Here is a 20,908-nt window from a genome sequence, read left to right as displayed (position 1 = left end):
TGTTTGTATGTGGGCAAGGTATTATCTGCATAACTAACGTACCTCGACCAAAATCAGCAAAAATATGGCAACACACTCAGTGAAACTTATCGCCAGCGTCCTCTGCACATTAGGGATCAACTGCCTTAGTCACAACGCAGTTGCTAATGAGGGCCTAGAACAAGTCGATAGTATTTCAAACACCATATTACCCCGCCAGATGACAGAACCTTTGGCGGTGACGCTGGATTTAGGTTGGGACAGCAAATATGTCTCACAGGGTCGCAATAACTTGCAAAATGGGGGTATTTATTGGCTCAATGCGGCCGTTCAACACGGCAACTTAACCACTTATGCCTTAGTCGGACGCGGTGATAACCAAGCCTATACAGAGTGGAATATCAGCCTTGAATATGGGTTCAACTTAGCCGAAAACCTAGAGGCTAATCTGGGATATCAGCGCATTGAAGGCTATAGCAATAGCCGCTGCCAAGATAACGAGCTATTTGCAGAACTCGCCTACAACGCCACAGCTTGGTTGGTACCATCGGTGAGTTATGTCTATTCCACAGAGGCGGCAGGCTACTTTGTTGAAGTGAGTTTGCACAGTTATTGGAATATCACAGACCAGTTCAGCCTCACGCCCTATATCACTCAAGGGTTTGATTTTAAATACCGCACAGAAGAACACGATGGCAGTAATAACCTGCAGTTTGGCCTCGAAGCGAATTATCAACTGACCCCAAGCATGAGTATTAGCGGACACATTAGCCACAGCATTGCCCAGAGTGATATTGAGCAAGAAGCCTCAGCCAATGGCGATATGAGTTCACAGGATCAAACCTATGCCGGCATTCACTTTGCGATAACGTTTTAACGTCGTTTTAGCTCTGTGTTTCTAGCGCCGTATTGCAACCTTCCTCTGTCAATTTATCCCGCGACATTTGGCAAAAACAAAGCTCACTAACTAAACTCAAAATGTCGACGGAGCGACTCACTATTCACATCGATTTTGCCGAGGAACAGGGAATGTTAACGCATCATTTCTATCTTATCCGAACCGCTGTCATTACCTTGCTCCTGCTTTTTATCCCAGTGACAAGCTCGACTAATGCGCAGCAGGTATCTGAGCCTGAACCGAGTCTAGAATCCTTAGCTCAACCGGCACAAACGGCGCCTTTGCCCCTAGGCACTTTGCTCGACAATGAGGGCAAGCCGATTAATGTGCCTAACCAAGTGCAAAGTGCATTCGAGTATTCGCCCCCCACTGTCACACCCGCAGAGCCATCCAAAACCACTAAATCAACTAAAGCCACTCAATCGAACAAAGCCGCTAAGAGTAAAAAACTCAGTCGCAAGCAACAGCTCGCCAGTCGTGCACATGTCGCCAATGATCCTAACTGCCGTTGGCTCGATAAACGTATGGATCAGCTAGAGTCCCTACTCGGCGACAAACAAGATAACGCAGCTAAGCATCAAGCCGATGAACTCAGCGCCCGCCAAAAGGAGTGGCAATGTTTGAAATGTGGTGCAGAAGGCCCAGCTCATAACGATCACTCTAAATGCCAATATCGCCGCGAAACAGCCACGCGATAACAACTGAAAGCAACTTTAGGAGTATTTTCATTAAAAGCAATGCCTTATACGTTAATGATGCAATAGGCTGGTCTGTTACCGCAAAGCCCCCTACAATGACATTCTGCTGTAAAGCATCTCATCCTTGAAGTAAGACGGAGAAACTCATGGCTCAACATTTTGACTATATCTGCCTAGGCGCAGGCAGCGGCGGTATCGCCTCAGCAAACCGAGCGGCAATGCGTGGTGCTAAGGTTCTACTCATCGAAGCCAAACACGTGGGTGGCACCTGTGTAAACGTAGGTTGTGTGCCCAAAAAAGTCATGTGGTATGGCGCCCATGTTGCCGAAGCGATGAACCTTTACGCCAAAGATTATGGTTTCGACGTCACTGTTAATAAATTCGATTGGAACACTTTGGTCGAAAACCGCGAAGCCTACATTGGTCGTATTCACGATGCCTATGGCCGTGGTTTTGCCAACAACAAAGTGACGCTGTTAAATGGCTACGGCCGTTTTGTGGATGGCAACACCATCGAAGTGGACGGCGAACATTACACCGCCGATCATATCCTTATCGCCACTGGCGGCGCACCGACGATTCCGAACATTCCTGGCGCGCAATACGGTATCGACTCCGATGGTTTCTTCGCCCTACGCGAGCAACCTAAGCGCGTTGCCGTTGTTGGCGCGGGTTATATCGCTGTTGAAGTCGCTGGCGTGTTACACGCTCTGGGCAGTGAAACTCACTTATTAGTGCGTAAACATGCGCCGCTGCGTAACTTTGACCCTATATTAGTCGATGCTCTCGTCGATGCGATGGCAACCGAAGGCCCAACATTGCACACCCATAGCGTGCCAAAAGCCGTGGTTAAAAATGCCGATGACAGCCTGACATTAAACTTAGAAAACGGTGAAAGCATTACAGTCGATTGCTTGATTTGGGCAATTGGCCGCTCACCTGCAACAGGCAATATCGGCCTAGAAAATACCGAAGTGCAATTAGATAGCAAAGGCTATGTCATCACTGATGAGCAGCAAAATACGACTCACAAAGGGATTTACTGTGTCGGCGACATTATGGCGGGGGGCGTAGAGCTCACTCCTGTTGCGGTTAAAGCGGGCCGTTTGTTGTCCGAGCGTTTATTTAACGGTATGACAGATGCCAAAATGGATTACAACCTGATCCCAACCGTTGTATTCAGCCATCCACCTATCGGCACTATGGGCTTGACCGAACCAGAAGCCCGTACTCAATACGGCGACGATAACGTCAAAGTGTATACCTCGACGTTTACCTCCATGTACACAGCCGTTACGGCCCATCGCCAAGCCTGTAAGATGAAGTTAGTCTGCGCTGGCAAGGACGAAAAAGTCGTCGGTATTCATGGTATTGGTTTTGGTATGGACGAAATCCTTCAAGGTTTCGGCGTCGCCATGAAAATGGGCGCGACTAAGGCCGATTTCGATGCTGTGGTGGCTATCCACCCAACGGGCGCGGAAGAGTTTGTTACTATGAGGTAGAAGCGATTTTCGCTTTGATTTCATCATATTTAGGGCCAGCTAATGCTGGCCCTAATTGATCACAGATAACATAAAACCATTAACTCTCACGCGACTTTCCTATAATCTCGACTGAGTACTTTGCATTTTAAACACCTAGCGCGGTTATCGCTGCGCTACTGTCATCGGGATGAATAGCGTAATGCTTAAAGAACTCGCGTTCGATGGTTTGTTATTTAGTCCATTAATTATCTTTATCCCCTTAGCTTTTCTGCTTTCCTGCATCACTCGCTTGGTACTCTATCAAACTGGGCTCTATCACAAGCTGTGGCGCGCAGCTTGGTTCGAAGTTGGGCTGTTTATCTGCTATCTGGCTTTGGTCATTTACTTGCTTGGGAGTTGATTGTTCATGGGAAAAATCTTTCGTATCAGCCTCACCCTCATTGTGGTCGCGGTTGCAGGTATCGCCGGACATTGGATATGGTCGCACTACCTTTATTCTCCTTGGACCCGCGACGGCCGAGTTCGCGCCGAAATCATTACCATAGCGCCAGATGTATCAGGTTGGGTAAACCAACTGAATGTAAAAGACAATCAAGTCGTTAATAAAGGTGATGTATTGTTCACAGTGGACGATACCCGCTACAAAGCCACCATTGCCGAATTGAATGCCAAAGCAGAAAGCCAAAAATTGGCATGGGAACTGGCAAAACATAAATACAAACGCCGTATCGGTTTGACCAACGCCAACTTAGTCAGCAAAGAAACCTTCGACGAAGCCTTTATCAATACCGAACTGGCAAGAACCAGTTATGAACTCGCACAGGCACAATTAAATACCGCCAAAATTGACTTAGCGCGGACGCAAATTCACGCTCCCGAAAATGGCACCCTGATCAATTTAAGCCTGCGTAATGGCAACTATGTCAGCAAAGGCAACTCAGTATTTTCGCTGGTCAAACAAGACTCTCTCTATATCACAGGCTATTTTGAAGAAACCAAAATCCCCTTGGTTCACATAGGTCAAAACGCCGATGTCAGCCTAATGAGTGGCGGCCATTTCTTGCACGGCAAAGTGGTCAGCATAGGTAAGGCGATTGCCAATACCAATGTCACCACTAATGGGCAGTTATTGCCGCAAATCGGCCAAACCTTTAATTGGGTGAGATTGTCACAACGTATTCCGGTCGATATCCAGCTAGACAGCATTCCTAAGGACATAGAGCTGAGCGTCGGCATGACAGTTTCCATCCAGCTACAGACTGACAAATAGTCATTATGACGCTGTTACTTAAGAGTTTATTTTTTCCTGACCGACGAACCATCATCTTCGCGATTAAAGGCGTGATCTCGATGGCGCTCGCCTTATATGTGGCCATGTTCTTAAATTTAGAACGGCCATATTGGGCGCTGGTGTCGGCGGTATTTCTGCAAATCCGCCCCGAAAGCGGGCTCGTGATCGAAAAGGGCTTATGCCAAATCGGCGGCACCTTAGTCGGCGCGCTCGCGGGGATTGCCATACTCAACGGGTTTACGCCCTATCCCGAACTCGCCTTAGGATTACTCGCCTGCTGGATAGGGCTAAATTCTGGGTTGTCGGCCATGGTTCGCCAGCAAAACTTTGTCTATGCCTTTGCCATGGCGGGCATGACAGCCTGCTTGATAGTGCTCATTGTGATGGCGAGCCCAAGCACGGCCGATAGTGCAAAAATATTCGATGTGGCACAGTCGAGGATCAGCGAAATTATCGTCGGCGCAATTTGTGCCGTCTTGGTCAGTTCGCTACTGTGGCCGACTAAGGTAAAACATGGTCTGCAACTGCATGCTAAAAACACAATTAATCAAACACTTAACTATCTTGCATTAGAACTCGATTTACAGGGGGAACATGCGAGTCGCCATGAACATATCGACACTATTATGGAATCAGTATCGGCGCTGAGTGACGACTCCAGCGCAGTGATTTATGAAGGCCCCGAAGGACGCGGGCAGAGCCATGCGGCGAACTTTCTCTGCAATAAAACCCTTTCGCTGTTGGCGGCAATCCAAATATTTGGCCGACTACAACGTAATCATTCCCATCTGGTCAGCGAACCGCTCGCGAAAACCTTAGCCAATATGCGCAGCAGTTTTACCCTGATGGCGCAATCCACTGATGACCAAGAATGCTACAAAATGGCGCGTACTTTAAGGTATCAACTCCAACAAAACCTGATGCAATACCGCGACCGAACCCCATTAGAGACTCGCTTACTCAAAGTTGCGATGGAGTTAAGCGCCGATCTGATCATGGTGCTCAAGAGTTATAACGTACTGACAAGCAATTCTGCGGTACAACTCAACGCGCCGCCAATGGAATTTCACCGAGATCCACTGATAGGGTTTACGACCGGTCTACGCAGCATGGCGGTATTTGTCATTGGGGCTTCGCTGTGGATCGGCACAGGGTCGAGTGCGGTACTCATGATGATCCTGATGCCAGTGGTCTTTTCCATCATGATGGCGCGCCAGCCACTGCCAATGCTAACCACGATTTTGCGCCGTATTCTTGTCGGCATCACTATCGCAGTGCCCCTCACAGTGTTTTACGCTTTACCTTTGCTGGCAGAGAGTAGCGGCGATTTCGAAATACTCATTTTAGTGCTCGCAGGCCCCTTTTTTATTGGGCTACTCGCCTTAGCGAATCGACCGACCTTGCCCTATGGTCTCGGGATTTGCGTGCCGTTTGCGGTATTAGTACAGCCCAGTAATACCATTTCATTTGCGATAGAAAACACCGTCAGCAATGCCTTAGCAATTTTTGTTGGCGTTACTGTGCTGTATTGGCTATTTAAATTGATCACCGAACCTAGCCAGCGGCTGATGCAATATCGTCTGCTGCAATCTATCCAAAAAGATCTGGTGCATATCGCGCAGCATGACGATCCTGAGCCTTGGTTTAACGCCCGCATGGGCGATCGACTGCTGCGGATAGCCAGTTACGAAAAAGGCTCGGGCAAGAGTTCGAGGGTATTTACCGATCTGGTGTTCACTGCACTGAATCTAGGCCATGTGTCGATTCGAATGCGGCGCATGTTGCAGGGGATTTCAGATACGCACTCAGACTTAGGCTTAGAAAATGCACTCAACCTCTGGCAACACAATTTAGGTCAGGCATTTATCGCCTGCGCCCACGGCCAAGTCGCAAAAGAGTTTAACACCAGCAGCGAAGCCTTATTACAAGCGATGGCGCAATGCCCGTTACCCCACGAACAATTCACTCTGATTACTGGGATGTTTGAACGCATCACATTAACCTTCGAACGCACTGCCCACAGTATCGCCGAGCAGAAAAACACCTCAGCAAAATAGTCAGTTCTCAAACTATTTTCCGCCCCAAAAGCTACTCTCGTACCGCCGCCACAACCATTTAAATCCAATAGAAGCTTGATATTTGGCCGATAAAATGCCTTAATATAATTAGATCACTAACTATATTGGTGATATAAATTCAATTATCAACCAAGGAGCAATTATGTCTACGGAGAACCCACCAGAGGAAAATCTTATCTCGCAAGTAGCAAGCTTTACCCGATTACACGCCAAGGAAACCATGCAGTTTATGTGTTTATGCGCAATATTAAGCACCTATCTCTTTGTCATTTTGAAACCGAGTATTATTCAAAATAACAAAGCGTTAGGAGACAAATAACCCATGAATTACCTGGCTTACGTTTCCTTAGCGATTTACTTTATCGCCATGCTTGCTATTGGCTTATTCGCCTATAAAAAATCCACCAGCGATGTATCCGGCTATATTTTGGGCGGCCGCAAGGTGAGCCCACAGGTCACCGCACTCTCAGCGGGTGCATCTGACATGAGTGGCTGGATGCTAATGGGTCTTCCCGGCGCAATGTTTTTGGTTGGTTTCGAAACCATTTACATCGCACTTGGACTATTAATTGGTGCTCTAATTAATTACTTGGTCGTTGCACCCAAATTAAGGGTCTATACCGAAGTCGCGGATAACGCCCTCACTATCCCGGAGTTTTTTGCTAAACGCTTCGGCAATGCCAACAGCAGTATCCGAATTATCTCGGCCGTGATCATTGTGATCTTCTTTACCTTGTATACCTCAGCGGGTTTAGTGGCTGGCGGTAAGTTATTTGAGTCAGCATTCGGCCTGAACTACGACATAGGTTTAGTCGTCACCCTCGGCGTAGTGGTTTCTTATACCTTGTTGGGCGGATTCTTAGCAGTGAGCCTCACTGACTTTGTCCAAGGCTGTATCATGTTTGTCGCTTTAATCTTAGTGCCTGTGGTGGCATATCAAGAGTTTACCAGCGCTGACACTATGCTGAACTTTGCGTATCAATCGATTCCACACTTCACCGATGCCATGCAAAACGTCACTATGTTAGGGCTTATCTCAAGCTTATCTTGGGGACTCGGTTACTTTGGCCAACCGCATATTATTGTGCGCTTTATGGCAATTCGTTCAGTCGCTGACATTAAAACCGCCAGACACATAGGTATGGGCTGGATGACAGTGACCATTGTGGGTGCACTGGCAACAGGTCTTGTCGGTATCGCTTACGCCAATAAATTTGGCATGAAGCTGACCGATCCTGAAACCATCTTTATCGTGTTTTCTGAGTTGTTGTTCCATCCGATCATTAGTGGCTTCTTATTAGCCGCAATTCTGGCCGCGATCATGAGCACCATTTCATCGCAACTATTAGTGTCATCAAGCTCGCTAACGGAAGATATCTATCGCGTGATGTCGAAGAAAGAATCTAGCGAAAAAGACATGGTGAAAATGGGACGTTTTGGCGTAGCAGGCGTGGCAATTGTCGCAAGTCTACTGGCGCTTGACCGCTCTAGCAGTGTGCTGTCACTGGTGAGTAATGCATGGGCAGGATTCGGTGCCGCCTTCGGTCCGTTAGTCTTGTTTAGCTTGTATAAAGCTAACCTAACCCACAAAGCCGCGATTGCCGGCATAGTGTCAGGCGCAGCTACAGTGCTGTTTTGGATTTATGCACCAGTACTTGCTGACGGTAAAGCTTTAACCACAGTGGTGTATGAGATGATCCCCGGCTTTGCCATGAGCAGTGTGGTGATTTGGATAGTCTCGTTACTCGATACTGATCCCTGTGCCAAAACCACTAAATTATTCCATAAGGCTGGCCGTGTTTTAGCCGAAGACAGATGAGGCGCGCAGGTATGACTGACTTACCCTGGAAACGCATTGTCGTTAAGGTAGGTAGTGCCCTGATTGCACCCCACAAACAAGGTTGCAGCAGCCACTACTTACTCGGCATTGCCCAATTTATTACTTATTGTCGTGCCCAAGGGATCCAAGTTGTCTTGGTCTCTTCGGGCTCAGTCGCCGCAGGATGGCATCACTTTGGCGAGGTTGATAAACCGAGCGTCACAGTGAAGAAAGCCATGGCAGCAGCAGGTCAGGCCGATATGATGGCCACATGGAACAAGTTATTTGATTTCCCAACCGCACAGCTACTGTTAACCCACGGTGATTTACGCAATCGAGATCGTTACATCAGTATTAAAGACACGATTTTCAGCCTACTCGAACATGGGCTATTGCCTATCATCAACGAGAACGATGCCGTTACCGCCGACAAGCTCAAAGTTGGCGATAACGATAATCTCTCGGCCATGGTCGCCGCTGCGGCCGATGCCGATACGCTGATTATCTGTTCGGATGTGAATGGGCTTTACACGCAAAACCCCCATGAATATCCCGATGCACAGCTTATCAAGCAGGTGACCGAGATTAATGCCGAGATCTACGCCATGGCGGGCGGCGCCAGCAGTGCCGTCGGTACAGGGGGAATGCGGACTAAGATACAAGCCGCCAAGAAGGCGATTTCCCACGGGATCGAAACCTTTATTATCAATGGTTTTGATGCCGACTCATTCAACCAATTGTTGAAGGGCCAAAACCCAGGAACCTTATTTACCCCCGATGAGAAGCCAATGCAGGATCACTTGCACTGGATGACACATACCTCGCAGGCTCAAGGCGAAGTCATTGTTGAAAATGACTTTAATATCGCCCTTGATATCCATAGCGAGCAATTGACCAGTGACGATGTCGTTGCCATCAATGGGGACTTTTCTGTCGGTGACACCATTTTAGTACGCAAAGACGATGGCACTAAATTGGCCAAGGCCAAATCCAATTACAGCAGTTGTTTGCTTAGCTTTATTACGGACCAAGACGATCGCGAGTTTGCCAGTGAATTTCAGCAAAAGACTGGACCGATTATTTCCGAGAAAAACATCGCCATTCTCGAATAAGCATCAGCCGAATAAAACTAAGCGAGTAAACATCTAAGCGGAGTAAATATGAATTTAATCAAAAACTTATCTCAAGAAGCTGCCAAAGCGGCTCTGATCCTCGCCCAAGTTGACGAACAGCTTAAAAATACTGTACTCCTCGATATGGCACGCTCATTACGCGAAAAGTCCTATGAAATCCAAAGCGCTAACTTAATTGACCTACACAGAGCAACAGCCGATAACGTCGGCCCAGCCATGCTCGACCGATTAACGCTAACGCCAGAGCGTATAGAAGCTATGGCGGTAGGCATTGAAACCATCGCCGCCTTACCCGATCCCATTGGCAACGAACGCTATATTGGTCAACGACCTACTGGTTTATCCATCAGTAAGATGCGCGTTCCATTGGGCGTGGTTTGTATGATTTATGAAGCGCGCCCCAATGTCACCGCCGATGCGGGTGCCCTGTGCTTTAAATCCGGCAATGCCGTGATCCTGCGCGGTGGTAAAGAGGCGCTGCACAGCAGTAAAATTATCGCCACTATTTTGCAAAGCGTATTGAAACAATACGGCTTGCCCGAGGCGTTAATCACAGTGGTGCCAGACCCAGATCGCGCCCTCATGCTAGAACTGCTGCAGCAACGAGATTATATCGATGTGATCATTCCCCGCGGCGGCGAAGGCTTGATAAACTTTGTGACTGACAACAGTAAAATCCCAGTGATCCAACATTTTAAAGGCGTGTGTCATTTATACGTCGATAAAGATGCCGATCTGGATATTGCTATGGACTTACTGCTCAATGGTAAAACCCAGCGCACTGGCGTATGTAATGCCCTCGAAGCCCTATTAGTACACCAAGAAATTGCCTCGCAATTCCTGCCTAAAGTAGCCAAAGCGCTGGCCGAGCATAAGGTTAAAATCAATGCTTGTACTCAAGCCGGTGGTTATTTTGAAAACTGTACTTACATGGAAGAAGACGATTTCGGCCAAGAGTATTTAGATCTCGAAATTGCCATTCGCCAAGTCGATCACTTTGACCATGCTATCCAACATATTGCCCGTTTTGGTAGCCAGCACACCGAAGTGATTTGCACCGAAAACGAAGTCACTGCCGCACACTTCCAACGTGCGGTCGATGCTTCTGTGGTAATGGTCAATGCCTCTTCGCGCTTCTCCGACGGCAGCGAACTCGGCCTTGGAGCAGAAATCGGCATCGCGACATCTAAGCTTCATGCCTATGGCCCAATGGGACTCGAATCCTTGACCGCTGAGAAGTATTTAGTCTCAGGCACAGGCCAAGTGCGGGCGTAAACCTAAGGTGTAAATCACACTTTTAGGCTTAACAAGTCCGTTGGATTTCGATTCGATTGTAAAGATTAAAGGCCACAGTCGGTAACGACTGTGGCCTTTTTGTTGGCTAAATTGACTCGAGCCACAATAGCTTTTGTTCAAAGTCGATGCCTCGAAACCGAGTTATAGTAAGGCATGCGCTAAAAGTGCAGCACTCACCGCGACCGCTTATCACAGCTCGCTGACAAACTATTCGCCAATAAGTTACAACCCCGCTTCAACAATTTACACATTGGGCATATTGCATTTATTTTCAACAAACCTATCATGCGATCGATTCTCATTTGCAACTATGTGCTTTATTTGCACTCAGGATCACCAATCATTATTTAATCTGAAATCGCCTGAAAGGATTGAAATACCATGCCTCCCCTATCTGTTTTAACGTCTTGGCGCTCGCCATTGATCCCTGTACTTCTCAGCACACTTACTCTGACGGTTCAAGCCAATACTGACCCTAAGCAAGATGAGAAAAAAGATACAGAACAGATAGAAAGATTGAACGTGGTAGGAACATACACCCGCGCGGCAATGAATAGCGCCACGGGTTTGTCTATGTCACTCAAAGAAACCCCACAAAGCGTCACTTTGATTACCGAAGAGATGATTAGCGACAAAGGTTTGGTCACTATGGAGTCAGTGTTAAATCACACTCCTGGCGTGACTATGGTGGGCGATGCCTCTGAAAATAGTCAGATATTCGTGCGCGGTTATGCACTAGACAGCGGTGTTCAAATTGACGGCTTAATCACAACCTCTTCATCCCATGTTTACAGCGGCTCAATTGATCAAGGTTTAGACCCTGTGATTGCCGAACGGGTTGAAGTATTAAAAGGTGCGGCAGGGATTTTAAGTGGTTTAGGTGAACCTTCTGCCACGGTTAATTTTATTCGTAAACGTCCAACGGATGACACCCGTGCCACGGCAAGTGCAAGTTATGGCTCATGGAATACCTATAGACTTGAGGCCGATGTTTCTGGCTGGCTAACGGATTCGGGCAATGTGAAAGGTCGATTCGTGAGTGCGGTGAAGAAAGGCGACTCTTTTATCGATCGCTATCAGCGCGATACCACAGTGCTCTATGGCGTAGTTGAAACGAGTCTCGGCACAGATACTAGCTTGTCGCTATTTGCGGACTATCAAAAATCACAAACCGACGGTGTGTATAACTGGAACTCTAATCCCGCATTTTATACCGATGGCACAGCTGTCGATTTTGGCCGCAACTACTCTAGCTCACAGGACTGGACCCATTGGGACGTGACCCAAAAGAGTCTCATGGCCGAATTTAAACATAGATTCGATAACGACTGGTCACTCGTCAGTGCCTATCGTATTGCTAACGCCACCATAGATGCATTGGCCTTTTACCCTGGCGACAACATAGTGAAATCAACCGGCGAGTTTGTCGGCCCTTGGGGTGATACCTATGCCGCCCAGCATGATAGAGAATCAGATACCAACAGTTTCAACCTGTATGCAACGGGTAACTTCGACTTACTCGGCCGTGAACATAGCGCTGTGATCGGTTTTAACTACGGTGACAACGAGTTCGATAACATCAACACTGAATCTGGACGCCAACGTCGCTATAACGTCGCGGATCAGGGCAATTACCCCAAGCCTAATATTCCTAATTCACCCACCAATGGCCAAACCAATGAGCAAAGCCAATCGGGTGTTTACGGCACTGTCCGTGTCAATGTATTGGATTCACTGAAATTAATGGTCGGTGGACGCGTAAGTAACTGGTCCTATGAAAAGCATGATCTCGTGGGTAACAGCACAGATGCGACCATGGAAAAAACCGGTATTTTCATCCCCTACTACGGCCTAGTCTACGATGTGACCGAGCAGATCGCTGTCTACGCTAGCCGTACTGAAATCTTCAAACCTGGCACCTATTTTGGTGAGGATGGCCAACTGCTCGAACCTGCAGAAGGCACCAACGTCGAAGGCGGCGTCAAGGTCGCGCTGTTCGATGACACGCTAAACATGTCAGCCGCCATCTACGAAACCAATAAAGACAACGAACCCGAATATGCAGGGAAAGGTCAGCTACCTTCCGGTGACTCTATCTACGAAAGTGTGGATGGGATTACCACCAAGGGCTATGAGTTAGAAATTGCCGGACGTCTTACCGACTTATGGGATATCAGCGGTGGTTATACCCACAACAATGCAGAAGATAAAGATGGCCTACGTCGTCAAACTTATCTGCCCGAAGATATCTTCAAACTCACCACAAAATATAACTTTGAAGATATTCTGCCGGGCATTACTGCAGGTGCGAGCTGGCGCTGGCAGAGCAGCACCTTCTATCAAGGCACTATTTGGGGTGTCGATGGCGCGCCGAATGTGGCTTACCGCCAAACACAATCCGCCTACTCACTCGTTGACTTAATGTTTGGCTACCAAATCACACCATCTATTTCTATGCAATTGAACATTAACAATATTTTCGACAAGAACTACAACCGTTCACTCTGGGGTTACGCCGACTTTGGCGAGCCACGTAATGCCACACTGTCACTACGTTGGACGCTCTAAAACATAGCCCTAACCAGAAATAACATTAAGGATGATCAAATGAAACAAGCACTTGTACTACTCACTTTACTCGGCGGTATCACCTTTTCGGCTCAAGCACATGAAGTATGGCTTGAGCGCAGCAGCGATGGTTCGGTCAAAGTGCAATTTGGTGAACCGGGTTCAGAGTACGCCACAGCCGAAGAGTTAGCGTCGTTAAGCGCAGCACGAATTTTCGACGCCAATGCCAAAGCGCCGCTGACCGCCACAGCGAAAGCCGATCATTTGTTGGTTAAAACCCAAGATGGCAAGAGTGATGTCAGCTTCTATGCCGATACCGCGTGGCAGCCATGGAAAACTGAGACAGGACTACAAGCCGCAATACTCTATGCCCGCACGGGACAAGAACACACCAAAGCGCTGCAAGATTTTGAATTTACGCCAGTAAAATCAGGCGCTCCCGAGTTTGTGCTTAGCTATAAAGGCGCACCACTGGTGAATCATCCAGTACAAGTTTATCGCCCCGGTTTTTGGAGCAAGTCTTTCACTACCGATGCCCAAGGTAAGTTCGCCCTCGATACCCCAGATGCAGGCCGCTACTTGCTCGTCAGTAACCACACCACAGAAGGCAAACAAACACTGGCTGGCAACGAAGTTGATAGTGTTTTACACATCACCACCACGAGTTTTATCACTCAGTAATGATCTTAATAGTGAGATGGAGTTAACGTGCGGTATTTAATGATAGGTTTATACCTACTGTGTTTTGCAGTCCACGCAAACGCAGTACCAGTAACAGTTGCCTTGCCCCAAACAGGCAATACCAATGAACTTTTGCCACTCAGTGGCTCCATTAAATCCGCACGGGTGGCCCGCTTATCGGCTCGCACCGATGGCCTAGTCGCCAAAGTGTTGGTCGATGCGGGCTCGCAAGTCCGCGCTGGCCAGCCTCTACTCGCACTCGATGACACCTTAGCCGTACACCAATTAGCACAGCGTCAGGCCGATTTAATGGCCGCTAAGACCATGCTGCTAGAAAAACAGCGGCTCCTCACCGAGGCGCAAACGCTCAGTTCTCAGCAATTATTCCCCGAAACTGAGCGCGCGATTCGTCAAGCGGCGTTAACCGAAGCCGAAGCTAATCTGCAGAGTTTAACGGCAGCATTAGCACACCAAAAAGAGGTGGTCGCCCGCCACCAACTGATCGCGCCTTTTGCGGGAGTGATTTCAAGCAAACAAACTGAAACCGGTGAATGGGTCAATGTCGGCACTGAAATCTTCACCTTAGTATCCCAAGAACAGCTCTGGCTCGATATTCAAGTCCCACAGGAAATGTTTCAAAACATAGCCACTGCAACTCAAGTCGATATTGCCGCAGATATGCTGCCTGAACAGCAGTTTATCGGCCATGTGAATGCACTCGTCCCCGTGAGCGACCACAATGCTCGCAGCTTCTTGGTGCGCTTAACCATTCCTGATGCGAGTGGACTTTTGATGCCCGGCACATCGGCCACTGCGACCTTCCACTTACAGCGGGCACAACACAGTGTTGTCGTGCCGCAAGATGCGCTAGTCCGTCACCCCGACGGCCAGTTCAGTGTCTTTACCGTGCAAAACAACATAGCCCAACGGCATACCGTTCAAGTGGGCCATACGAGCGCCATCGGGATTGAAATCCTTAGTCCATTACCCAAAGACGCGCCCGTGGTGATCCGCGGTAACGAGAGCCTACAAGACCAACAGCCAGTCTCTGTACTCAACTCTGCAGTAGGAGGTTAGTGGGATGCTGAAGTTTGGAATTAAACATGGCACCTTACTGTCGGTCATCGTCTTGATATTTTGCGTATTGGGCACGGCTGCCGCACTGCGTATCCCAATCCAAATGATCCCCGACTTAGATGTGCGCACCATCAGCGTGGCCACAGGTTGGCCGGGGGCAACGCCGCAAGACGTCGAGAAAGAAATTCTGCTTGAACAGGAACGCTACCTGCGCACCCTGCCCAACTTACAACGCATGACATCTTGGGCTGATACGGGTTCGGCATGGATAGAACTCGAATTCCCCCAGAGCACTGAGATCAGCGACGCGCTTATTCGTGTTAGCAATGCGCTCAGCCAAGTATCGTCCTACCCTGAAAACGTCGATCAACCACGGCTTTACAGCAGTTCATATTCAGACAACGCTTTCATGTATTTCCGCCTCGTGCCTGTCGCGGGGAACCCGCTGAATCTAGATATAGACATGATGCGCGATTTTGCTAACGATTTCATTCGCCCACAAATGGAGCGCGTCAAAGGCGTTTCCTCCGTCACTATTCAAGGCGGCGCTGAACGGCAAATTCAAATACGGCTCGATCCCGCCAAACTCGCCCAACGCGGCATCAGCATTATGGACGTGCGCCAAGCCATTCGAGATCGCAACAAAGACACTTCTGCGGGCGATATCGACAGTGGTAAAAAACGTTATTTACTGCGGGTAATTGGCCGTTTTGAGGATTTAAATCAACTTAAGCAACTGATTTTAAAACGCCAAGGTAATACGAATATTCTGCTGCAAGACGTTGCCGAGATAAAACTCGACCACGCTGAGCTCCGAGAACTATCCTTTGCCGAACAAGAACGCACCCTCAGCTTAGCGGTCAAACGGGATGTCGGTTCTAACGTTATCGCCATCAAAGATGCCATGATGCCCGTGATAGCGCAGATCAATCAAAATCAACTCGCCCAGCACGCCATGCAGTTAGAGTTATTCAGTGATGATGTGCGCTATGTGCAAGATTCGGTTGCAAATGTGTGGGTCAATTTAGGTCTAGGTGCCTTACTGGCAACCTTGGTCATGTATCTCTTTTTACGCTCGAATCGAGCCACCCTGATTGGTGTTATCGGTATTCCGCTGTGTACCTTAGCCGCCTTCGTCGGGCTGCTGGTGTTTAATCGCACCATTAATGTCATTTCACTGGCGGGTGTTGCCTTTGCCATCGGCATGACGGTCGATAACAGCATTGTGGTGCTCGAAAGTATTGAACAAGCGCGCAGACGCGGATTAGAGCGTCTCGAAGCAGCCATAAGTGGTATCTACGATGTCTGGCCCGCAGTATTAGCCTCGACGCTCACCACAGTGCTAGTGTTTGTACCCATTCTATTTATCAAACAAGAAGCGGGGCAACTGTACTCGGATATCGCGATTGCCATCGCTTCATCCATTATCGCTTCTATGCTGGTCGCGGTGTTCATCGTACCCGCCGCTATTGCCCGTTTTGGTTTCGGTAAGATGCACTCGGCGCAGACAAACCAAAGTGAGCCCCCCAAAGCATCACGCATATTGAGCTTAGTCAGCCAACTTGTACTGTCGGCAAGACGCCGCACCTTTGTGATTGTGCTGTCACTCGTCTCGACGATTGGGCTTGCGGCTTGGCTTATGCCTCCGGCCGAATATTTACCCGAAGGCGAAGAACCAAAAACCTTTACTTCTATGGTCGCACCGCCGGGTTACAACCTATCGGAAATGGCTAAAATTGCTGAAGAATTAACGACTCAGCTATCCGCGAGAGTCAATGCCGAGGCGGCATCCTTTGAACGTGGTAAGCAAAAAATCCCGCCGCTAAAATACTATACCCTCAGTGTAGGTGTCGGCAGTATTTGGGTGATGAGCGAACCCGTTCGCAGCCAAGATATGGATGCCATGATGAGCTCACTCACCGCCTTGTTTGAGCAATATCCTGGCATGCGCGCCTATTCATCGCGGGGTTCCATTATTTCCAGCAACGATGGTGGCACCCGCGCTGTCGCCTTGGATATTTCTGGCCCGAATCAAGCCAGCCTCTATCGTGCTGCAGAAGCGGCGTATCAAGCGGCGGAAAAAGTATTTGCCGAACCTCAGCTGTATTCTGACCCATCGACCTTGTCGCTAGACCAACCACTTTGGCAGATTTCCCCTCGCTGGCAACGTCTTGTAGAACAAGATTTTAGCGGCAGCGAGTTTGGCTATGCGGTTTCGGCACTGAGCGATGGCGCCTATGTCGACGAGTTTTTCCTCAATGATAACAAGGTGGATATCTTTCTATTTAGTCTGGCAGGCAATCAACAGAGTCTGTCGCAATTGGCACTCGCACCAATAGTGACGCCTAAGGGCAATGTACTGCCACTGCAAGCCTTGGCCGACATTAGCGAGCAAATGGATAGCGACAGTTTACGCCGCGTCGATGGCCGCAGAACCGTGACCCTTTACATTATTCCGCCGCGTTCCATTGCGTTAGAAACCGCGGTGGCTAAGGTGCGGGAAGAATTAGTCCCCATCCTCTATCAACAGGGTGCGGTCGGCAAAGATGTCAGTTTGGATATTTCGGGCGCAGCTGATCAGCTCGAAGCGACGAAAGCGGCACTCTCCAGCAATTTTCTGGTCGCCGTGTTGATCATCTACTTATTATTAGTTGCGATTTTTAATCACTGGGGTTATCCGTTATTTGTGCTGATCACTATCCCGCTCGGACTCGCTGGCGGTTTAGTCGGCTTACAAGCGCTTAATTCTATTGGCAGCTTATTTGCGTATCTTGGCGGCCAAGGTTGGCACCAACCCTTTGATATGATTACTATGCTTGGATTTCTAATCCTATTAGGCACAGTCGTTAACAACCCGATTTTGATCGTGGAACAGAGCCGTAAAAACCTGCAATCGGGTCAGTTTGGTGTCGTTGATGCCGTAAAATCTGCCGTCGCCAGTCGGTTACGACCGATTCTAATGTCTACCGCGACGACCTTGTTTGGCTTATTGCCGTTGGTGTTATTCCCCGGTGCTGGCAGCGAACTCTACCGCGGCGTTGGCATAGTGGTGTTGGCTGGCCTTATCGTGGCAACGCTACTCAGCTTAACCTTTTTACCCGCCCTGTTAATCTCTGTGCTATCCCGCACCCACAAGACAAATTCAGCAGAAGTGGCACACCATCATGACTGAAAAAACCAACACGACTCCGCCGTTAACACAAAGACTGATGCGCTGGAAAACGTCAGCCATCTGGAGCGATAGCCTGCACATAGGTAATCGCTGTCTCGCAGCAACCTTTGGTGGCTATTTGTTAAGTGCAGTCGCGACTATTTTGCTCGCGCAAATCCTGCCGTTATCTCAGGTTGATCGGGTGTTAACCGCCATGATGCTGTCATTTACTGTGTACACCTGCGCCGTGATTTGGGTGTTCAGCGTTAAATCAACATGGCGATACTGGCTGGATTTATTCGCGCTTAGCGGTCTGCTGTATTTAGCTTACCTCGCCGCTAAAGCGTTTGATGCTACAAGTGCTCAAGGGAGTGGATTATGAAAGACTCCTTTTTTCGTTCAATGACTTGGCTACACACTTGGGTTGGATTGCTCACCTGCTGGGTGTTGTTTCTGGTTTTTTTCGCCGGAACAGCGGCCTATTACCGTGCTGAAATCAACCTGTGGATGCAACCCGAAAACCACGGCAGCCAATATGATGCCAATGCGGATAATCAACAATTGATACTCAAGGGCCTCACGTCCTTGGCACAACAAGCGCCTGACGCTGAGTCATGGTGGATTTACTTACCCACACAACGGGTGCCATTACTGACCTATGCATGGAGCGATCCCGCCGCTGAAGGCCAGCGATTTGGTGATTATCATCAAGGCTTTATTAACCCTGCGACAGGTGAAGCCTTACCTAAAGCACGGGAAAGCCGAGGGGGCGATTTCCTCTATCGACTGCATTTCGACTTGTACTACATGAGTGTACTCACGGCGCGTTGGATCGTCGGTTTTTGCACTATGTTCATGCTGGTCGCCATCATCAGCGGGATAGTGATCCACAAACGTATTTTTAAGGATTTTTTTAGTTTTCGCCCCGGAAAAGGCCCGCGCTCTTGGTTAGATGCCCATGTCGCCAGCTCAGTTCTCGCATTGCCCTTTCATCTAATGATCACTTATACCGGCCTAGTGACTTTGATGTTTATGTATATGCCATGGGGACTTAACACACAATATGGTGATGAAACTCAAGCCTTTTATTCGCAATGGAAACCCATTTACCAAACTCCCGCCGCCACTGGCACGCCAGCCACTATGCTCGATAGTCAGAGTTTGCTCAGTGCGATTTACAATGTCGTCGGTGAGTCGCCACTTGAAGGCTTACAGTTTGATAATCTCAACGACAGCAATGCCAGCGTAACAGTCAAAATCGCCCCTGAGCACAGCTTAAATCAGCAAGCGCCTTGGTATCACTTGTCTACTGTGACAGGTGCAGTGTTGGCGCAGTCGGCTGTGACTTCGGGAGCGAATCAAACCCAAAGTGCCATGATAGCCCTGCACAGTGGTCGCTTTGCAGGCCAAGGCCTACGTTTACTGTATTTACTGGCGGGATTAACAGGCTGCGTGATGATCGCCAGCGGCGCGATTATGTGGGCCGATAAACTGGCACAAAAGCAGCTTAAAAAAGATAAGAATCATAGCGGGCTCACGCTAGTGAACATGTTGAATCTCGCCACCTTTGGTGGCCTGCCCATTGCGCTAGCCTGTTATTTTTATGCCAATCGACTCTTACCCGTCACCTTTGCAGATAGAGAAAACTGGGAAATCCATTGTTTCTTTATCAGTTGGGCGTTAGTCGCACTGCTCGCTTGTTTCAAACGAAATAAACAAACATGGCAACGACTTTTTTTACTCACATCCTTGCTTTATGGCCTGCTACCCCTGCTCAATGCCATGACTTCGCAGTATCAGCTGATAAGCAATCTACAGCGCCAAGCCTATGTTCTCGCAGGATTTGATCTCATGATGCTCGCACTTGCAGCGCTGTTTTACATGGCAGCCAAACGCTTGCGTAGCCCTAAAAAAGTGCTGGCTACACGGGTAACCAAAGCGACGGCAGAATTAGGAGTTGAATCATGACAGCCACAGGCGAATTGTTAACCTGTTTTATCGCCATGGGACTGTTGGCCTTATCTTATTTTAGCCACCACCGCGCCGTGCGTAACCGCCCGTTAACCGATGTACAAGCACGCGGATTTCGCACCGCTGGTACTGCAACGCTCGTCCTGTGTTATTGGCTTGCCAGTCGTCATTACGGCCCAGCGTACGCCAGCGTATTACTGCTCGGCTGGGTGTGTTTAAGTTCGATAATTCTAGTGATTTTACTCAGTTACAAACCACGCTGGTTACAGCCCATATTGCCCGCCAGCACCGTAGTGTGTTTGCTCGGATTGTTGTATTAACCAATGATTTTAAAAACAAAATTACGTCAACCATGAGCGAGGCTGATTGATAAAAAATCATAGAGTAGGGATTGTGAGATGAGTTCTTCTTAAAGCGATAAACACATGAGTGACGACATAACTAATGATTAAGCACTCTCATTCCAGTGACTCGCCGTGAATATATCCCTATAGGCTCGACGGCGGCATCCATGCCGCCAACGGTCACTTACACGCCAGGGCGGGATTAAGCTTTGTTAAATCTCTTAACCAAAGAAAATATCGCTCCTAAAATCGCCATTCCATGCAGCTTTTCTTATCTTGGTTGGTTTGCTGGCTTTTAGCGGATGCTGCTCTAAAAGGTTCAGCACGATACGACGAAATAGCGCCATCTTCTTCGCGTTTTCACGGTCACCAATCCTTGAACAGTCTTCCCTAAAAGTGACGTCAAGCACCCAGTGTTGCAGGTTCTCGATGTGCCAATG

Annotated in this window: 17 protein-coding genes and 1 pseudogene; 17 read left to right on the top strand and 1 reads right to left on the bottom strand. The window is 48.6% G+C overall.

Translation table 11 applies throughout. The annotated features are described in order from the left end of the window. Positions 1–64: 64 nt before the first annotated feature. From L5M49_RS14920 to L5M49_RS14840, 17 genes are all read left to right on the top strand, one after another. Positions 65–856, top strand: a complete 792-nt coding sequence (locus tag L5M49_RS14920) for a hypothetical protein (RefSeq protein WP_263266352.1) — start codon at positions 65–67, stop codon at positions 854–856. 152 nt (positions 857–1,008) lie between these two features. Then, on the top strand, positions 1,009–1,575 hold the full coding sequence (locus L5M49_RS14915) for a hypothetical protein (RefSeq protein ID WP_263208489.1): 567 nt from the start codon (positions 1,009–1,011) through the stop codon (positions 1,573–1,575). A 146-nt stretch (positions 1,576–1,721) separates the two neighbouring features. Continuing rightward, entirely contained in the window at positions 1,722–3,077 is a 1,356-nt protein-coding gene (gene gorA / locus L5M49_RS14910) for a glutathione-disulfide reductase (protein ID WP_113940197.1), read from the top strand. A 181-nt stretch (positions 3,078–3,258) separates the two neighbouring features. After that, positions 3,259–3,459, top strand: a complete 201-nt coding sequence (locus L5M49_RS14905; RefSeq protein WP_263208491.1) for a DUF1656 domain-containing protein — start codon at positions 3,259–3,261, stop codon at positions 3,457–3,459. Positions 3,460–3,465: 6 nt separating this feature from the next. Beyond that, positions 3,466–4,329, top strand: coding sequence for an HlyD family secretion protein (locus tag L5M49_RS14900; protein ID WP_263208493.1), 864 nt, complete (start codon positions 3,466–3,468; stop codon positions 4,327–4,329). Positions 4,330–4,334: 5 nt separating this feature from the next. Next, complete coding sequence (locus L5M49_RS14895; RefSeq protein ID WP_263212402.1) at positions 4,335–6,407, top strand: FUSC family protein; 2,073 nt, start codon at positions 4,335–4,337, stop codon at positions 6,405–6,407. Positions 6,408–6,570: 163 nt separating this feature from the next. Further along, positions 6,571–6,747 carry a hypothetical protein gene (locus L5M49_RS14890; RefSeq protein ID WP_168826181.1) on the top strand — a complete coding sequence of 59 codons (177 nt, stop codon included), beginning with the start codon at positions 6,571–6,573 and terminating at the stop codon, positions 6,745–6,747. A 3-nt stretch (positions 6,748–6,750) separates the two neighbouring features. Further along, entirely contained in the window at positions 6,751–8,247 is a 1,497-nt protein-coding gene (putP, locus tag L5M49_RS14885; RefSeq protein ID WP_219251434.1) for a sodium/proline symporter PutP, read from the top strand. Positions 8,248–8,258: 11 nt separating this feature from the next. Continuing rightward, positions 8,259–9,359, top strand: a complete 1,101-nt coding sequence (gene proB / locus L5M49_RS14880; RefSeq protein WP_105250714.1) for a glutamate 5-kinase — start codon at positions 8,259–8,261, stop codon at positions 9,357–9,359. Positions 9,360–9,407: 48 nt separating this feature from the next. Beyond that, complete coding sequence (locus L5M49_RS14875; protein ID WP_263208498.1) at positions 9,408–10,655, top strand: glutamate-5-semialdehyde dehydrogenase; 1,248 nt, start codon at positions 9,408–9,410, stop codon at positions 10,653–10,655. Between the two features lie 402 nt (positions 10,656–11,057). Continuing rightward, on the top strand, positions 11,058–13,244 hold the full coding sequence (locus L5M49_RS14870) for a TonB-dependent siderophore receptor (protein WP_263208501.1): 2,187 nt from the start codon (positions 11,058–11,060) through the stop codon (positions 13,242–13,244). A gap of 39 nt (positions 13,245–13,283) precedes the next feature. Further along, positions 13,284–13,925 (top strand): DUF4198 domain-containing protein, encoded by a 642-nt coding sequence (locus L5M49_RS14865; protein WP_263208503.1) that lies wholly within the window; start codon positions 13,284–13,286, stop codon positions 13,923–13,925. Between the two features lie 27 nt (positions 13,926–13,952). Then, entirely contained in the window at positions 13,953–15,002 is a 1,050-nt protein-coding gene (locus tag L5M49_RS14860) for an efflux RND transporter periplasmic adaptor subunit (RefSeq protein WP_263266351.1), read from the top strand. Positions 15,003–15,006: 4 nt separating this feature from the next. Continuing rightward, entirely contained in the window at positions 15,007–18,174 is a 3,168-nt protein-coding gene (locus tag L5M49_RS14855) for an efflux RND transporter permease subunit (protein ID WP_263208507.1), read from the top strand. After that, on the top strand, positions 18,167–18,535 hold the full coding sequence (locus L5M49_RS14850) for a hypothetical protein (RefSeq protein ID WP_263208509.1): 369 nt from the start codon (positions 18,167–18,169) through the stop codon (positions 18,533–18,535). Before L5M49_RS14855 ends, L5M49_RS14850 begins: the two co-directional genes overlap by 8 nt. Next, positions 18,532–20,121 carry a PepSY-associated TM helix domain-containing protein gene (locus L5M49_RS14845; RefSeq protein ID WP_263208512.1) on the top strand — a complete coding sequence of 530 codons (1,590 nt, stop codon included), beginning with the start codon at positions 18,532–18,534 and terminating at the stop codon, positions 20,119–20,121. Before L5M49_RS14850 ends, L5M49_RS14845 begins: the two co-directional genes overlap by 4 nt. Next, on the top strand, positions 20,118–20,444 hold the full coding sequence (locus tag L5M49_RS14840) for a DUF3325 domain-containing protein (RefSeq protein WP_212599464.1): 327 nt from the start codon (positions 20,118–20,120) through the stop codon (positions 20,442–20,444). Before L5M49_RS14845 ends, L5M49_RS14840 begins: the two co-directional genes overlap by 4 nt. Positions 20,445–20,689: 245 nt before the next feature. Here the strand turns inward: L5M49_RS14840 and L5M49_RS14835 are convergent. Beyond that, positions 20,690–20,908, bottom strand: a pseudogene (locus L5M49_RS14835) (ISAs1 family transposase); the annotation flags it as partial.

It is taken from the genome of Shewanella sp. SM74, assembly GCF_025653725.1.
Taxonomy (GTDB): domain Bacteria; phylum Pseudomonadota; class Gammaproteobacteria; order Enterobacterales; family Shewanellaceae; genus Shewanella; species Shewanella oncorhynchi.
The sequence above is the reverse complement of the archived record's forward strand: the minus strand, read 5'-3'. Positions and strand labels throughout refer to the sequence as shown.

Excerpts from the sequence above, each read along its gene's own strand:
- L5M49_RS14920 (WP_263266352.1), top strand. The coding sequence starts at position 65 with ATGGCAACACACTCAGTGAAACTTATCGCCAGCGTCCTCTGCACATTA.
- L5M49_RS14915 (WP_263208489.1), top strand. The coding sequence starts at position 1,009 with ATGTTAACGCATCATTTCTATCTTATCCGAACCGCTGTCATTACCTTG.
- gorA (WP_113940197.1), top strand. The coding sequence starts at position 1,722 with ATGGCTCAACATTTTGACTATATCTGCCTAGGCGCAGGCAGCGGCGGT.
- L5M49_RS14905 (WP_263208491.1), top strand. The coding sequence starts at position 3,259 with ATGCTTAAAGAACTCGCGTTCGATGGTTTGTTATTTAGTCCATTAATT.
- L5M49_RS14900 (WP_263208493.1), top strand. The coding sequence starts at position 3,466 with ATGGGAAAAATCTTTCGTATCAGCCTCACCCTCATTGTGGTCGCGGTT.
- L5M49_RS14895 (WP_263212402.1), top strand. The coding sequence starts at position 4,335 with ATGACGCTGTTACTTAAGAGTTTATTTTTTCCTGACCGACGAACCATC.
- L5M49_RS14890 (WP_168826181.1), top strand. The coding sequence starts at position 6,571 with ATGTCTACGGAGAACCCACCAGAGGAAAATCTTATCTCGCAAGTAGCA.
- putP (WP_219251434.1), top strand. The coding sequence starts at position 6,751 with ATGAATTACCTGGCTTACGTTTCCTTAGCGATTTACTTTATCGCCATG.
- proB (WP_105250714.1), top strand. The coding sequence starts at position 8,259 with ATGACTGACTTACCCTGGAAACGCATTGTCGTTAAGGTAGGTAGTGCC.
- L5M49_RS14875 (WP_263208498.1), top strand. The coding sequence starts at position 9,408 with ATGAATTTAATCAAAAACTTATCTCAAGAAGCTGCCAAAGCGGCTCTG.
- L5M49_RS14870 (WP_263208501.1), top strand. The coding sequence starts at position 11,058 with ATGCCTCCCCTATCTGTTTTAACGTCTTGGCGCTCGCCATTGATCCCT.
- L5M49_RS14865 (WP_263208503.1), top strand. The coding sequence starts at position 13,284 with ATGAAACAAGCACTTGTACTACTCACTTTACTCGGCGGTATCACCTTT.
- L5M49_RS14855 (WP_263208507.1), top strand. The coding sequence starts at position 15,007 with ATGCTGAAGTTTGGAATTAAACATGGCACCTTACTGTCGGTCATCGTC.
- L5M49_RS14850 (WP_263208509.1), top strand. The coding sequence starts at position 18,167 with ATGACTGAAAAAACCAACACGACTCCGCCGTTAACACAAAGACTGATG.
- L5M49_RS14845 (WP_263208512.1), top strand. The coding sequence starts at position 18,532 with ATGAAAGACTCCTTTTTTCGTTCAATGACTTGGCTACACACTTGGGTT.
- L5M49_RS14840 (WP_212599464.1), top strand. The coding sequence starts at position 20,118 with ATGACAGCCACAGGCGAATTGTTAACCTGTTTTATCGCCATGGGACTG.